13 protein-coding genes are annotated in these 13,489 nt (G+C 64.3%); 12 read left to right on the top strand and 1 reads right to left on the bottom strand.

The features are described 5' to 3' along the window. Nucleotides 1–150 precede the first annotated feature (150 nt). From OB905_12955 to OB905_12910, 10 genes are all read left to right on the top strand, one after another. Complete coding sequence (locus OB905_12955) at nucleotides 151–744, top strand: SRPBCC domain-containing protein (protein ID MCU4926877.1); 594 nt, start codon at nucleotides 151–153, stop codon at nucleotides 742–744. Beyond that, nucleotides 741–1,628: a xanthine dehydrogenase family protein subunit M gene (locus OB905_12950; protein MCU4926876.1), complete on the top strand. Its 888-nt coding sequence runs from the start codon at nucleotides 741–743 to the stop codon at nucleotides 1,626–1,628. Before OB905_12955 ends, OB905_12950 begins: the two co-directional genes overlap by 4 nt. A gap of 28 nt (nucleotides 1,629–1,656) precedes the next feature. Next, complete coding sequence (locus OB905_12945) at nucleotides 1,657–2,334, top strand: (2Fe-2S)-binding protein (GenBank protein ID MCU4926875.1); 678 nt, start codon at nucleotides 1,657–1,659, stop codon at nucleotides 2,332–2,334. After that, a complete protein-coding gene (locus OB905_12940) occupies nucleotides 2,331–4,793 on the top strand; it encodes an aerobic carbon-monoxide dehydrogenase large subunit (GenBank protein MCU4926874.1) in 2,463 nt (820 codons plus the stop codon). The genes OB905_12945 and OB905_12940 overlap by 4 nt, the downstream gene beginning before the upstream one ends. Before the next feature lie 64 nt (nucleotides 4,794–4,857). Beyond that, entirely contained in the window at nucleotides 4,858–6,015 is a 1,158-nt protein-coding gene (locus OB905_12935; GenBank protein MCU4926873.1) for an XdhC family protein, read from the top strand. After that, a complete protein-coding gene (locus OB905_12930) occupies nucleotides 6,012–7,019 on the top strand; it encodes a MoxR family ATPase (protein MCU4926872.1) in 1,008 nt (335 codons plus the stop codon). Before OB905_12935 ends, OB905_12930 begins: the two co-directional genes overlap by 4 nt. 1 nt (nucleotide 7,020) lies before the next feature. Continuing rightward, nucleotides 7,021–8,523 (top strand): VWA domain-containing protein, encoded by a 1,503-nt coding sequence (locus OB905_12925; protein ID MCU4926871.1) that lies wholly within the window; start codon nucleotides 7,021–7,023, stop codon nucleotides 8,521–8,523. Next, nucleotides 8,520–9,440 (top strand): DUF364 domain-containing protein, encoded by a 921-nt coding sequence (locus OB905_12920; GenBank protein ID MCU4926870.1) that lies wholly within the window; start codon nucleotides 8,520–8,522, stop codon nucleotides 9,438–9,440. The genes OB905_12925 and OB905_12920 overlap by 4 nt, the downstream gene beginning before the upstream one ends. Nucleotides 9,441–9,473: 33 nt before the next feature. Further along, complete coding sequence (locus OB905_12915) at nucleotides 9,474–10,652, top strand: XdhC family protein (GenBank protein ID MCU4926869.1); 1,179 nt, start codon at nucleotides 9,474–9,476, stop codon at nucleotides 10,650–10,652. A 210-nt stretch (nucleotides 10,653–10,862) separates the two neighbouring features. Further along, the gene (locus OB905_12910) at nucleotides 10,863–11,498 is read left to right on the top strand and encodes an IS6 family transposase (protein MCU4926868.1); all 636 of its coding nucleotides are present in this window, start codon (nucleotides 10,863–10,865) and stop codon (nucleotides 11,496–11,498) included. A 73-nt stretch (nucleotides 11,499–11,571) separates the two neighbouring features. On the opposite strand, the gene OB905_12905 is transcribed toward OB905_12910, so the two are convergent. Continuing rightward, the gene (locus OB905_12905) at nucleotides 11,572–12,171 is read right to left on the bottom strand and encodes a helix-turn-helix domain-containing protein (GenBank protein MCU4926867.1); all 600 of its coding nucleotides are present in this window, start codon (nucleotides 12,169–12,171) and stop codon (nucleotides 11,572–11,574) included. Nucleotides 12,172–12,312: 141 nt separating this feature from the next. Here OB905_12905 and OB905_12900 point away from each other — a divergent pair, with 141 nt between their 5' ends. Together OB905_12900 and OB905_12895 are read left to right on the top strand one after the other, a co-directional pair. Next, nucleotides 12,313–13,128, top strand: a complete 816-nt coding sequence (locus OB905_12900; GenBank protein ID MCU4926866.1) for an NAD(P)H-binding protein — start codon at nucleotides 12,313–12,315, stop codon at nucleotides 13,126–13,128. 6 nt (nucleotides 13,129–13,134) lie between these two features. Continuing rightward, nucleotides 13,135–13,359 carry a DUF2892 domain-containing protein gene (locus OB905_12895; GenBank protein MCU4926865.1) on the top strand — a complete coding sequence of 75 codons (225 nt, stop codon included), beginning with the start codon at nucleotides 13,135–13,137 and terminating at the stop codon, nucleotides 13,357–13,359. The last annotated feature ends 130 nt before the right edge of the window (nucleotides 13,360–13,489 follow it).

Genomic DNA, 13,489 nt, shown 5'->3' with positions numbered 1-13,489 from the left:
GACCCAGCACCGGCGAGATAGTTAATGAACAATAATCTTTATCACCGTGTCGGACGACATCATAGGACGTGGTAATAGTATGCCCATAGGACGAGGTTATAAAAGATGACGGGTGACGACCGACAGTCGTGGCGCCGGAGGGGATGGTAGATGGAGTTCGACGGCGAGTTCGAACTCGAGGCCGTGGCGCCGGAGAAAGCGTGGGTCGTTCTCTCGGATCCGATCGCGGTCCGGGATGCGCTGAAAGGCTGTGCGTACATCACGCCGAAAGACGACGAATTCAGCTTCGACGACTACGAACCCGACGAGGACGCCGAGACGCTTCCGGAGGCTGATCCAGAGGCCGTCGCGGAGCGAGCATTCGAGGAAGGACAGGAGTACGCCGCGCTGATGCAGGTCGGTGTCGGCAGCGTCAAACCCCGCTTCGAGACGACGGTGACGATCCAGGAACGCGACGACGAGGACTACCTGATGACGGCGACGGGAAGCGGGGACGCCGGCGGAAGCAGCTTCAGCATGGAGTCGGGAATGCAGATCCACCCGCTCGACGATGGTGAGGGGTCGCGCATCGAGTGGTGGACCGAAGCCGACATCTCGGGACGGATCGCCCAGCTCGGCTCGCGGGTGATCCAGCCGGTCGCGAACAAGATAGTCGGCAACTTCTTCAGTAATATCGAACAGCAGATGACCGACGTCGAGGAGACGGATTCGGGGATCACAGACCGGATCCGCGGGATGTTATGAAAGCCGCCCAGTTCGAGCACCACGAGCCGACGACGGTCGACGAGGCCGTGAGCTTACTCGAGAGCCTAGATAACCGGGCGATTCTGGCCGGCGGCCAGAGCATGGTCCCGATGCTCCGATTCCGGCTCGCGGTGCCCGAAACCGTCATCGATATCAACAACGTCGAGGGGCTCGACACGCTCGAAGAGCGCGACGGATATCTCCGGATCGGCGCGCTGGTCCGCCACGCAGACGTCGAGGACGCCGAGATGATCGCAGATCGGTACGGCAGCTTCGCGGACGCGGCCCCCCTCGTCGCCGACCCGCAGATCAGAAACCGTGGCACGGTCGTCGGCTCGATCACGCAGGCCGATCCGAAAGGGGACTGGGGCAGCGTCCTGCTGGCCCATCACGGCGAGGTCGTCGCTCGCGGTCCCGACGGCGAGCGGGTGATTCCTGCAGCGGAGTTCTTCCTCCTGCCCTACGATACGACGCTAGACGAAGACGAACTGGCGACCGAGATTCGGGTCCCGACACCTGAGCCGAACGAGGGGAGTGCCTACCACAAGCTCAAGCGGAAGGTCGGCGACTACGCGATGGCCGGCTCGGCCGTCCGGCTCGTGTTGGACGACGACGGGAAGATCGAGACTGCGGGAATCGGCCTGACGGCCGTCGACATCACGAACGTCCGGGCGACCGACGCCGAAGAGCACCTCGAGGGCGAACACCCGAGTACGGAGCTGTTCAGAGCGGCGGGCGAACTCGCCGCCGAGCAGTCGAATCCGGAGTCGGACGAACACGGCGACGCGAGCTACAAAGAGCGGATGGTAAACGTCCTGACCCAGCGCGCGCTCGTCGATGCAGCCGAGCGGGCGGGCGTCGCCACGCGGAGGGTGAGCCAATGACGACACAGATCAGCGCGGAGGTGCGCCAATGAGTACACAGAGAGAGATCACGCTGACGGTAAACGGCACCGAGCACGAAATCGAGGTCGAGCCGCGCACGCTGCTCGTCCACGCGATCCGCGAGCAACTGGATCTGACGGGGACCCACATCGGCTGCGATACGGGCAACTGTGGTGCCTGTACGGTCCTCAAAGACGGGGAGCCGATCAAGTCCTGTCTACTGTTCGCCGCCCAGGCCGACGGGAGCGAACTCATGACCGTCGAGGGGATGGAAGAACTGCCCGAAGCGCGCGGCGAGCTGCATCCCCTACAGGAGGGCTTTCGCGAGGAGCACGGCCTCCAGTGTGGCTACTGTACGCCGGGGATGATCATGTCGGGCAAAGCCTTGCTCGACGAGAACCCGGACCCGAGCGAGGACGAAATTCGAGAGGCGATCAGCGGCAACCTCTGTCGGTGTACCGGCTACCAGAACATCGTCCGCTCGATCGAGTACGCCGCCGACGAGCTGGAAGGAATCGCGGCCGCAGACGGCGGCGTCGCCGTTGAGCGTGGCGAGAGTACGACGACGGAAGGCGGAGATCCCGCGTCCGCCGAGTTCGACTGCGGCGCGGAGAACTGCTGTGGCGGGCCGGCGACCGATCGTACGCACACAGGGCCAGACGCCCCTGTAAGTGCCGATCCGAATTACGGAGGTGATGCCGAATGAGCAGCGACTCCGAGCGGTTCGCACAGGCCGAAGACGGTGGTCCCCAGCCCGAGAAACACTGCGGGCACGGTCGCGGCGGGATGGGTGAGGAGGTCAAACGCAAAGAAGACCAGCGCTTCATCACCGGTCGCGGAAACTACGTCGACGACATCAAGAAGCCGGGGATGCTCCACTGCGAGATCGTCCGCAGTCCCCACGCCCACGCCCGAATCGAGGGGATCGACAAATCCCGCGCGATGAAGATCGATGGCGTCGTCGCCGTCCTCACCGCCGAGGACCTGGCGGAGTACGATCTGGCGACGATGCCGACGCTGATGGACGACACACAGGACGTACTGGTCAACGACAAGGTCAAATTCCAGTCCCAGGAGGTCGCCGCGGTCATCGCCGAGGACCGCTACGCCGCCAAAGACGGCGCGGAGAAGGTCGTCGTCGACTACGACGTGCTGGACCCGGTCGTCCGCGCCGAGGATGCCTTAGAAGATGACGCCCCGGTGATCCGCGACGACATCGAGGGTAAGGAGGACAACCACTGTCTCGACTGGGAGACGGGCGACAAGGAGGCCACCGAGGAGGTGTTCGCGGAGGCCGACGTCACCGTCAAAGAGCAGATGCTCTACCAGCGCCTCCACCCAGCGCCGATCGAGACCTGCGGCGCCGTCGGCGACTACGACCCCGGAAAGGACAAGCTGACGGTCCACATGACCTCGCAGGCGCCCCACATCCACCGGACGCTGTTCGCGATGGTCTCGGGGATCCCCGAGCACAAGATTCGGATCGTGAGTCCGGACGTCGGGGGCGGCTTCGGCAACAAGGTGCCGATCTACCCCGGCTACGTCGTGGCTGCAGCTGCGTCGTACGTGCTCGAGCAACCTGTCAAGTGGGTCGAGGAGCGCTCGGAGAACATCCAGTCGACGGGCTTTGCCCGCGACTACGACATGACCGGCGAGCTCGCCGCCAGTGAAGACGGCGAGATTCTGGCGGTCAGAACCGACGTGCTGGCAGACCACGGCGCCTACAACGCCGTCGCCCAGCCCTCGAAGTTCCCGGCCGGCTTCTTCAACATCTTCACGGGATCGTACGACGTCGACACGGCCTACGGCTCGTTGACGGCCGCCTACACAAACAGCGCACCCGGCGGCGTCGCCTACCGGTGTTCGTTCCGGGTGACGGAGGCGGTCTACCTCATCGAGCGGATGGTGAAGGTGCTCGCGGACGAACTCGAGATGGATCCCGCCGAGATCCGCCGGAAGAACTTCATCCAGCCCGAGCAGTTCCCCTACGAGAGCCCGACGGGGTGGAACTACGATTCGGGCGACTACGAGAAGGCCTTAGACAAGGCCCTCGAGATGGCCGACTACGACGAGTACCGCGAGGAGCAACAGCGCCGGCTCGAAGACGGCTCCGACAAACTGCTCGGCATCGGCATCTCCTCGTTTACCGAGGTCGTCGGCGCCGGCCCCGGCAAGACGTGTGACATCGCAGGCGTCGAGATGTTCGACTCCGCGGAGATCCGGGTCCACCCGACCGGCAAGGCGACGGTTCGCGTCGGCGTCCAGACCCAGGGACAGGGCCACGAGACGACGTTCGCCCAGATCGTCGCCGAGGAGTTAGGGCTCGACGTCGACGACATCACCGTCGAACACGGCGACACGGACACCGACCCCTACGGACTGGGTACGTACGGCTCGCGGAGTACGCCGGTCGCGGGGGCGGCGGCCGCCGTCGCCTCCCGGAAGGTCCGCGAGAAGGCCAAATCGATCGCGGCCAACGAGCTCGAAGCCAGCGAGGACGATATCACCTGGGACCGCCAGAGCGGCGAGTTCCACGTGGCGGGCGCGCCAGACCGGTCGATCTCGATGACCGAGATCGCCGCGGGTGCGTACATGAACAAACCGGCCGGCGAAGACCCGGGGCTCGAGGCGATCAACTACTACGATCCGCCGGAGATGACCTACCCCTTCGGCTCGTACATCGTCGTCGTCGAGGTCGATCGCGAAACCGGCGAGGTCGACTTCGAGAAGTTCGTCGCGGTCGACGACTGTGGCAACCGGATCAACCCGATGGTGATCGAGGGCCAGATCCACGGCGGGCTCGCCCAGGGCATCGGCACCGCGATGATGGAACACGTCACCTTCGACGACAACGGCAACGTCACCGGCGGGGACTTCATGAACTACCTGCTCCCCACGTCGATGGAGATTCCCGAGTTCGAGACGGGCCACACCGTGACGCCCTCGCCACACCACCCCATCGGGGCGAAGGGGGTCGGCGAATCACCCACGGTCGGCTCGCCGCCGGCCATCGTCAACGCCGTCGTCGATGCGATGAGCCACGCCGGGATCACCCACGTCGAGATGCCGATGACCCCCGACGTCGTCTGGGAGAAACTCGACGAGGCCGGGCTCGCGGTCGATCCAGCGGAGAACGTCGAGATCGAACTGCAAGCGGACGACTGAGACGGGATCGACTCGGTCGACCGGACGGCGATTTCCGGTCGCGTGCCGATTCCCGACACGACTAATGGACGGACGCACCTACTACCACGGAACGAGACTGAACGTAGCGATGAACGGCGAGGAGAATACCGACGGCGGTTCGAACCGGGCGGAGCCAGGGCGCGCGGGCGGAGACGCCCCGACGGACGCGGAGGACCCGGGGGCGCTCGCAGAGCGCCTGCGCCGGGCGCGCGAGCCGTTCGCGACCGCCACGGTCGTGCGTCGGGAGCCACCGGTCTCGACGACCGTCGGCGACAGCGCAGTCGCCACCCGCGACGGCGAACTCCACGGCTGGATCGGCGGGCTATCTTGCGCACAGTCGGCGGTGACCGAAGAGGCGCTGGCCGCGATAGCGGACGGTGAGTCTCGACTCGTCGGGATCGCGCCTGAGCCAGACGCCATCGACCGGCCGGGCCTCTCCGCCCACCCGATGAAGTGTCACAGCGAAGGGACCCTGGAGGTGTTTGTCGAACCGGTTCGGCCGACGGCCCGGATCGTCGTGGTCGGCGCAACGCCGGTCGCGAATTCGCTGCGTCGACTCGCCACCGAACTGCCCTTCGAGATCGTGACGGTAGATCCATCCGCCGAGAGCGGGCGTGCCGCCGAATCGCCGGCGGGGTCGGACGACGTCGAGGGCAGGCCGACCGACACCACTGATGAGCTGACTGACGCCGATCCCGTCCAGGAGGCCGCCGATGGCACCGTTCTGGCGACGAGTGATCCCGACGCCATCGAGGCGCTGATCGACGACCGGACGCTCGTCGTCGCAGCCTCGATGGGGGAGTGCGACCCCGAGGGGGTAGCCGCAGGAGTGAGTGCGCGAGCCCCCTACGTCGGCCTCGTCGCCAGCGAGAAGCGCGCCGCGCGCGTCACGGAACGTGCGGCGGCGCTGCTCGACGCAGACCAGGGAGACGTCCGCGAGCGCGTGACGAGCCCTGCCGGACTCGACATCGACGCCGGCTCGCCCGCCGAGATCGCAGTCAGCGTGCTGGCCGAGCTCGTGGCGGTTGCAAACGGCGATGCGTTCCGGTCGGGCGAGGACGAGTCGGCGGCCGAGGAGAGCGGCGGGTTTTGCGAGAGCGAGGACGCTGGCGCTGATCGAGCCGATGGCTCGGAGTCGGATAACTCCAAGTCCGAGTCACCGGAATCGGGAAGTAACGCGACCCCATCGGAGACGGTATGAGCGAGTCACCGTCGCCGTTCGCGTCCGTGACCGAGTCGGAGCTTCGCGAGCGGTTCGAGGCGGCCGAGTACGTCGCCAACGACCGCATCGTGACGACTGCCTACCTCGCCTTACAGCTGGGGCGACCGCTGCTCGTCGAGGGACCGCCGGGAAGCGGGAAGACCGAGCTGGGGAAGGTGCTGGCCGAGGGGTTTGACACCGAGTTGATCCGGCTGCAGTGTTACGAGGGGCTGACAGCCGAAAACGCCCTCTACGAGTGGAACTACACCAAACAGCTGCTGGCGGTTCAATCCAACGAGGGAGCCGTCGCGACAGAGGCAGGTGGAAGCGGGGGCGCAGTCGAGAGGGACCAAAACGCAGTCGAAGGTGGCGAAAACGCAGCCGAGGCCGTCGCGCCGCGGTCGGTCTTCGACGACGAGTTCTTGCTCGAACGACCCCTCCTGCGGGCGCTGTCAACCGAGGGCGACCGGCCGCCGGTGTTGCTCGTCGACGAGATCGACCGCGCGGACGCCGAGTTCGAGGCGTTCCTCCTCGAACTGCTCTCTGACTTTCAGGTGTCGATCCCCGAACTCGGGACCGTCGCGGCCGAGCACCCGCCGATCGTCGTCCTCACCTCGAACCGGACGCGGGGACTGAGCGACGCGCTGAAGCGACGCTGTCTGTATCTCCACGTCGAGCCACCGTCGTTCGACACGGAGTACGAAATCGTCCGCCGGAAGGTGCCCGAACTCGACGCGGCGGTCGCCGCCGAGGTCTGTGCCGTCGTCGAGAACCTCCGCGAAGAGGCGTTTCTCAAACAGCCCGGCGTCGCCGAGACCTTAGACTGGGCGCGGGCGGTAGCCGCGCTGCGAAACGGGGACGGCGAGGGATCGCTCTCGCCACAGGAGATCGAGTCGACGCTCGGTTGCCTGCTGAAAGAGGCCGAGGACGTCGGCCGAGTCGACGCCGACCTCCTCGGTCGGCTGCACGAGGCCGCCGAGGCGGCGGCAGCTCCCCCGGAGTAATATGACAGAGGAGTCGCCAGACGAAACGACAGACGCTGAGCCCGACAGCCAGTCGAACGTGCGCCCCGAGTGGGCCGTCGGCGGCTCCGTCGACCGAACCGGGGGTATTGCCCGTCCGGAGGTCTCCCGTGGCGTTCCGGACTTTCAGGCCGCCCGCGAGCACGTCCTCACCGAAATAATTCGGTTCGCAAGCCAGCTTCGGGCAACCGGCGCTACCGTGCCGATTACGGGCGGCTTGGACGCCGCCCGGGCGCTCGCCGTCGTCGGTCTCTCGGACCGCGAGCGCGTCGAGAGCGCGATGCGCGCGTCGCTAATCGCCGAGGAGACGGATCTCGAGGCGTTCGACGAGTACTTCCCGACGTTCTGGCACCGGCTGCGGACCGGGATCGACCGGATCTCCTCGCGGCCATCCGAGGAGCACGACGAAGACGAGGGGGAGTCGGTGACGATTCCGGCCGACGTCTCCGAAGAGATGGCCGGCGAGTCGGGCGACTCCCACGAGGAGGAATCCGACGCCGAGGTTCCGGACGGTGAGACGGGAGACTCCGAACGAGCAGCGGTCCGGATCCGGACGGGGCGGCGCCACGCGACCGGCGAGCGCCCCTCCGAAGGCGGTGACGAGGACGCCCGCCGGTTCAGTACCTCGGGCGACCGGAGCGAAATCGACGCTCCCAGCGTACTGCTCGGCGACCGCGAGCGCGCGGCGATCGACCGCTTCGTCGACGCGCTCTCGACGATGCCTGGGCGCCGGGAGCAGCCAAGCAGGGGACAGAGAGGCCAGGTCGACGCCCGCCGGGCGCTCCGGGCCGCCCTGGAGACCGGCGGCGCGCCCGTCGTCTTGCCCCGACGCGAGCGCGCAGACAGCGAGCGCCGGGTCTGTCTGCTGCTCGACGTGAGCGGCTCTGTCCTCGATACGATCGACCGGGCGACGCTGCTCGCGTTCGCCGAGCGCGTCCACGAGCGCAGTCGACGCGGCCGAGTCTTTCTTTTCGACGACGAGTTCGCCGACGTCACCGCGCAGTTCGATCGTACCGACGGCGATCCGGCCGCGACGCTGCGGGAGGCGTCGGTCCGCTGGGGCGGCGGGACGCGAATCGGCGCGGCGATGGAAGCGATCCGAACTCGCAATCCGGACGCGGTCGACCGCGACACCGTCCTGGTCGTCGTCAGCGACGGGTTAGATGTCGGCGACGACGCGGCCCTCGAGTCGGGGATCACCTGGCTTGCGACGCGGGCCGGAGCGATCGTCTGGCTCAACCCACTCGCAGTCGCGGCAAGCTACGAACCGGCGACGAAGGGAATGCGAACGTGTCTCCCCTACATCGACGCCCTCTTCGGGTTTGCCACACCCGCAGACCTCGCGGAGGCCGCCCGGCAGCTAGAACAGCGCGGACTCTCGGGTGCGGTGGGATACGAACACGATCCGCGACGGTTCGAGGTGACCGGTTCGGATTCAGTTTCCAGCGGTGGGCCGGCCTACGCATCCGACGGTGGGAGATCGTGAGCGATCGAATCATAGCGGAGGTCGCCGCGACACTCAGACGTCGGATCGACGTCGAATCGGCCGAGATTGATCGCGTAACGGTCGGCGACGGGGCGATCATGGTCGAACTCGACGGTGTGGAGGTACGAGAGACAGCAGGCCAAAACGGGGAGGCCCGATCGACAGCTGCACTGGCCTACCGGCCTTCGGGGACGCCCCCGGAGATTCCGACCGGCGCCGGCGCCGTCCTCGGCTGGCTCGACGCCAACTGGCGGCCGCCGTCAGACGCCGACTCGCGGGTCGCCGTCGCAATCGCGATCGCGACCGCAAACGCCCTCTCTGCGCCCTTGCTCGACTGGCGCCGGGGCGATCCGATGGAACTTCTGGACGACGACGTTGGGACGATCGCGACCGTTGGTCTCTTCGGACCCGCGTTTCGGAAGTTCGGCGACGTTTCGGTGCGCGTCATCGAGCGCCGCCCGGACCCCGACGCCGTCCCGGAAACGCCATCGGACGTCGGGGTCTCGCTGTTCGAACCCGGCGAGGCCGCGTCGGCGATCGACGGCGCCGACGTGGTCTTCGTCACGGGTTCGGCGCTGCTGTACGGCGGCATCGATCACTATCTCGAGCTCGCCACGGACGAGCAGGTCGTCGTCCTCATTGGCGCGACCGCCTCGTTCGTCCCGGAACCGGCGTTCGACGCGGGCGTCGACGTGCTCGCAGGGGCCTCGATAGCGGCTACCGAGTCGGTTCGGCGAGCCGTCACGTCGGGGGCGTGCGGGACGTCACTGCACGACGCCGGTGTCGAGAAGGGGTTCCTCGTTCGCAACGATGCCGAAGGCGAGGATCCGGTGGCGGTTGGCGGGTCGGGCGACCCATTGAAGGCGCTCGGGACCGAACGAACTGATAACAGGGAACACCCGGAAGGCGACAGCTGACGGGTCAGACACGCACGACAACACGACCAGACCATGACACGACGCAACTGGAGCGTACCGGAGACGGCAGTGGTACAGCGCGTTCGAGAGCGTATCGAAGCAGCGTCGGACGAGGACGTCCTCGCGACGATCGTCGACGTCGAGGGCAGCGCCTACCGTCGGCCGGGCGCGAAGATGCTCCTTGACGAGGCGGGGGGAATCGGCAGCATTACCGCGGGCTGTCTGGAGGACGAACTGCTGCGGGTCGCCGAGGAGGTCCGCGCCGAGGGGCGACCGAAACTCGTCACCTACGACCTGATGGAAGACGACGAGGACGACGTCTGGGGGCTTGGCGTGGGCTGTAACGGAATCATCGAGGTGCTACTCGAGCCACTCTCTGAGACCTACCGACCGGCTGTCGCGGCCTTCGACGACGGGCGCGACGTCGGTATCTGCACCGTGCTCTCGACACCCGACGGGGACCCGCTCGAGCGCGGCGACCGGGCGTACTACCACCCCGAAAACGAGGGTCGCCTATCGACGCCCGACGGCGAGCCCGCGACCGACTGGCCGTCCGGACTCGAGAGCGCCGCCGCCGAACTCGCCAGTTCGGGGAAGGCCGACGTGGTCGACCTCGACTCCGGGAACGGGACCCTCGAGATCTTCGTCGACGGGCTCGCAGCGCCCGAGGAACTCGTGATCTTCGGCACCGGCCACGACGTCGGTCCCGTCACCGAACTCGCGGCCAAAAACGACTTCCGCGTCACGGTGGTCGGCTTCCGCGGTGCGGTCGACCTCGCCGAGAAGTTCCCGGACGCAGACCAAACGCTTACGACCTCACCCGGAACGATCGCGGCCGATTTCGACGCTGCGGGCGTCGATCTGGACGAGCGCACCCACGCCGTCGTCATGACCCACAACTTCATCGACGACCGGCTGGCCGTCGAAGCGCTGATCGACGCCGACGTCCCCTACGTCGGGCTGATGGGGCCGAACGAGCGCTTCGCGGAGATGGTCGAGGTGTTCGAAGAAGAGGGGCGAACGTTCGACGAGGGCGAGTTAAAGGCACTGTACACGCCGATCGGGCTCGATCTCGGTGGCGGCTCGCCGTACCAGATCGCCCACAGCATCGTCGCGGAGGTGCTCGCGGTCTCGAACGATCGTCAGCCGCGACACCTCCGAACGCGGGAGGGGCACATCCACGACCGGGTCGAGGTCGAGGCGGACGACTGAGAGAGCGACAGCGATCCTACAGCAGAAGCAGTTACCGAAGCGACTATCGATCTATCCGAAGTATGCCAAAAGTCGCCTACTAAATATAGAGGATATATCTGGCACGTCAAATCGATCTCACGCCGATAGTACTGAAATAATCACGGTGCAGCAGCACGGTCGTGTTTAGTTAAGACTGAAAGTTGAGGCGAGACGAGTTTCGGCTGGTCAATGGCAGAAATCGCTCGCCTCAGCGGTCGTAGCGACTGGATCGACTTGGATTTTGTGGAGCGAGAGCGGACACCGCGCCGACTGATGGAGCTCGGTATTCGGCTGCACCTTGCCGGATTATCGCTTTCGAATACCGTTCGAGAATTAGAGAAGTTCGGTGTCGAACGCTCGCGGAAAGCCGTCCACGACTGGGTGCACAAGGCCGATCTACAGCCCGCCAGCGGTGCGAGTCCGGATCACGTCGCCCTGGACGAGACAGTGATCCGAATCAATGGACAGCAGTTCTGGCTGTACGCGGCTGTCGATCCCAAGATAAACGAATTCTTGCACGTACGGCTCTTTACGACGACTACAACAGCACTGATGCAGCGATTCCTGCAAGAGCTTCGGGAGAAACACGATGTCGAAGACGCGGTGTTTCTCGTTGATCATGCCCATCATCTAGCGGCTGCATTGCAACGAACAGGGCTCCGATTTCGGCCCGAGCGACATGGAAATCGGAACGCCGTTGAACGTGTCTTTAGAGAGGTAAAACGACGTACCTCCTCGTTTAGCAATAGTTTCAGCCACGTCGATCCAGCAACCGCCGAAACATGGCTCAGATCGTTCGCCGTCTGGTGGAACTCGCGTAACTAAACACGATGAGCAGCACACGCCATTCTCACTCGACATTCTCGGGAGAGACATCGTATTTGGGAAATATCCTGGCTTAGGCGAACTGCGCTCGGAGTATCCTTGCCTCAACTTTCCGCAGGTGTTCAGCAATGGTACTTGGCGCACAGTCCAGTTCCGCAGCAATATCTTCCTGATTGGCGCTCCGAGGGATGTCGTAGTAGCCTAGTTGTACTGCCGTTTTGGTAACTTCGCGCTGGCGGTCGGTGAGGGTGGCCTCTATAGTAGCCGCCGTGCTAGTGAGACTGCCCACCTCTTCGATAGTCACGTCAACTGGCACAGAGAAGCCTTCGATTGCATCCTGTATCTCGTCGTCAGGACCGAATATTGAGAAAACCACCGTCCCATCAGGTTCGTATTCGATAGGGGGGACGGCGATAAGGCCGCCGGAAGAGAGCGGACTGAACATCGCTTGGAGTGAATCAGTTGTCGCGTCTCGGACGTACACGTAGCATGACCGCTCGTCGATACGTTCCATGTCGTAGCCGATGACCTCCGGAATCTCTTGCATCGCTTTTTCGAGTGCCTCGGCGTCGCCAACAACGTAATGCAGGATGCCCAATGCGTCTCCGGTATAATTCCACTGTACTGCCGTCGCTCGCTCAACGAACGATACCTCAGTCAGTACGCCGTACATCGGGTGGATGTCACCTGCTCGCCCATGAGCCGTAATGCGCACTCGGACGTGTTTCATAGGTGACGATACGTGATCAGTCAATTAAACCACCCGAGTACACTCGGCCATAGTTACTCAGATCGGTATGGCCAATCATCACCTATGATCCGGACGCTGCTAGCAGGCGCAACAGGTACGCTCGGGACTGCACTCCGACCGCGACTCACAGCGGCGGGTCATACTGTCCGGGCAGCGAGCCGTTCGCCTCCCGAAGAAACGAAAGAGAATCTCAACTGGGTGGAACTCGACTTGATCGATGGCACGGGCCTCGAGTCAGCGCTCGAAAACACCGATGTTATCATCCACACGGCGACGGCCCCGCAGGGTGACACAGCGGCGGTTGATGTGGAGGGGACGAAACGACTTGTTGAGGTGGCCGAGGCGGCCGACGTTGAGAACTTTCTCTATCCTTCTATCGTCGGTATCGACGACATTCCCTTCTCCTACTACGAAGAAAAAGTCACTGGTGAGATGATAGTCGAAGAGAGCGATATACCGACGACTATCGTCCGTGCGACGCAGTTCCACTCGTTCATTGCGGAACTGTTGGATTCGGTGGCGAAACTTCCGCTATGGCCCCTTCCGACGAACGTACAGATCCAGCCTGTCGATGTCGGTGAGGTCGCAGATGTCATAGTGGATCATGCAACCCTGACAGCGAGTGGTCGAACTGGCCCAATTGGTGGACCCAACATCCATTTAGTAGGTGAGCTAGCACAGATGTACCGCAATGCGCGTGGCCTCCGACATCCGATAATGAGACTTCCAATTCCCGGCAAAACTATGGCGGCGTTTCGAACTGGCCATGCGACGTGTCCCAATCAAAGGGTCGGGACAGTCACTTGGGAGGAGTGGCTCGCGGAGCGATACACGAGTGAAGCGGATGATACCGTATCTTGTGCGCAATCACCAGCGTGATCGTCAATGGAGCAAAACATGTCGCAGGCTGACCGGGTTATTCGCGGTGTGAGTGGGATCTGGTTGCTGGCAATGTCGGTTGGTGCATTACTTGATCGGAGACACGTGATTGGAGCTATCACGGGTATTGCGGGACTGGGTCTGCTCTCGAATTCGTTGACGGGTCGCTGCGGCGGAAATGCATTACTCGGTATCGATACTTCTTCGGACAGATCCTGCTCAGTGGAATAGCCCTCTGTGTCAAGACGTGTAATTATCGACGAAATCTGCGGTGTCACATTTGCGCTGTATATTCAGCAGAGTCTGAACGTTCTATTTCTGTCAGAAACGCCCCGAGCTGAATCCAGGTGGCGTAGTCAAC

Source organism: Halobacteria archaeon AArc-dxtr1 (assembly GCA_025517425.1).
GTDB lineage: Archaea > Halobacteriota > Halobacteria > Halobacteriales > Natrialbaceae > Halostagnicola.
The sequence above is the reverse complement of the archived record's forward strand: the minus strand, read 5'-3'. Positions and strand labels throughout refer to the sequence as shown.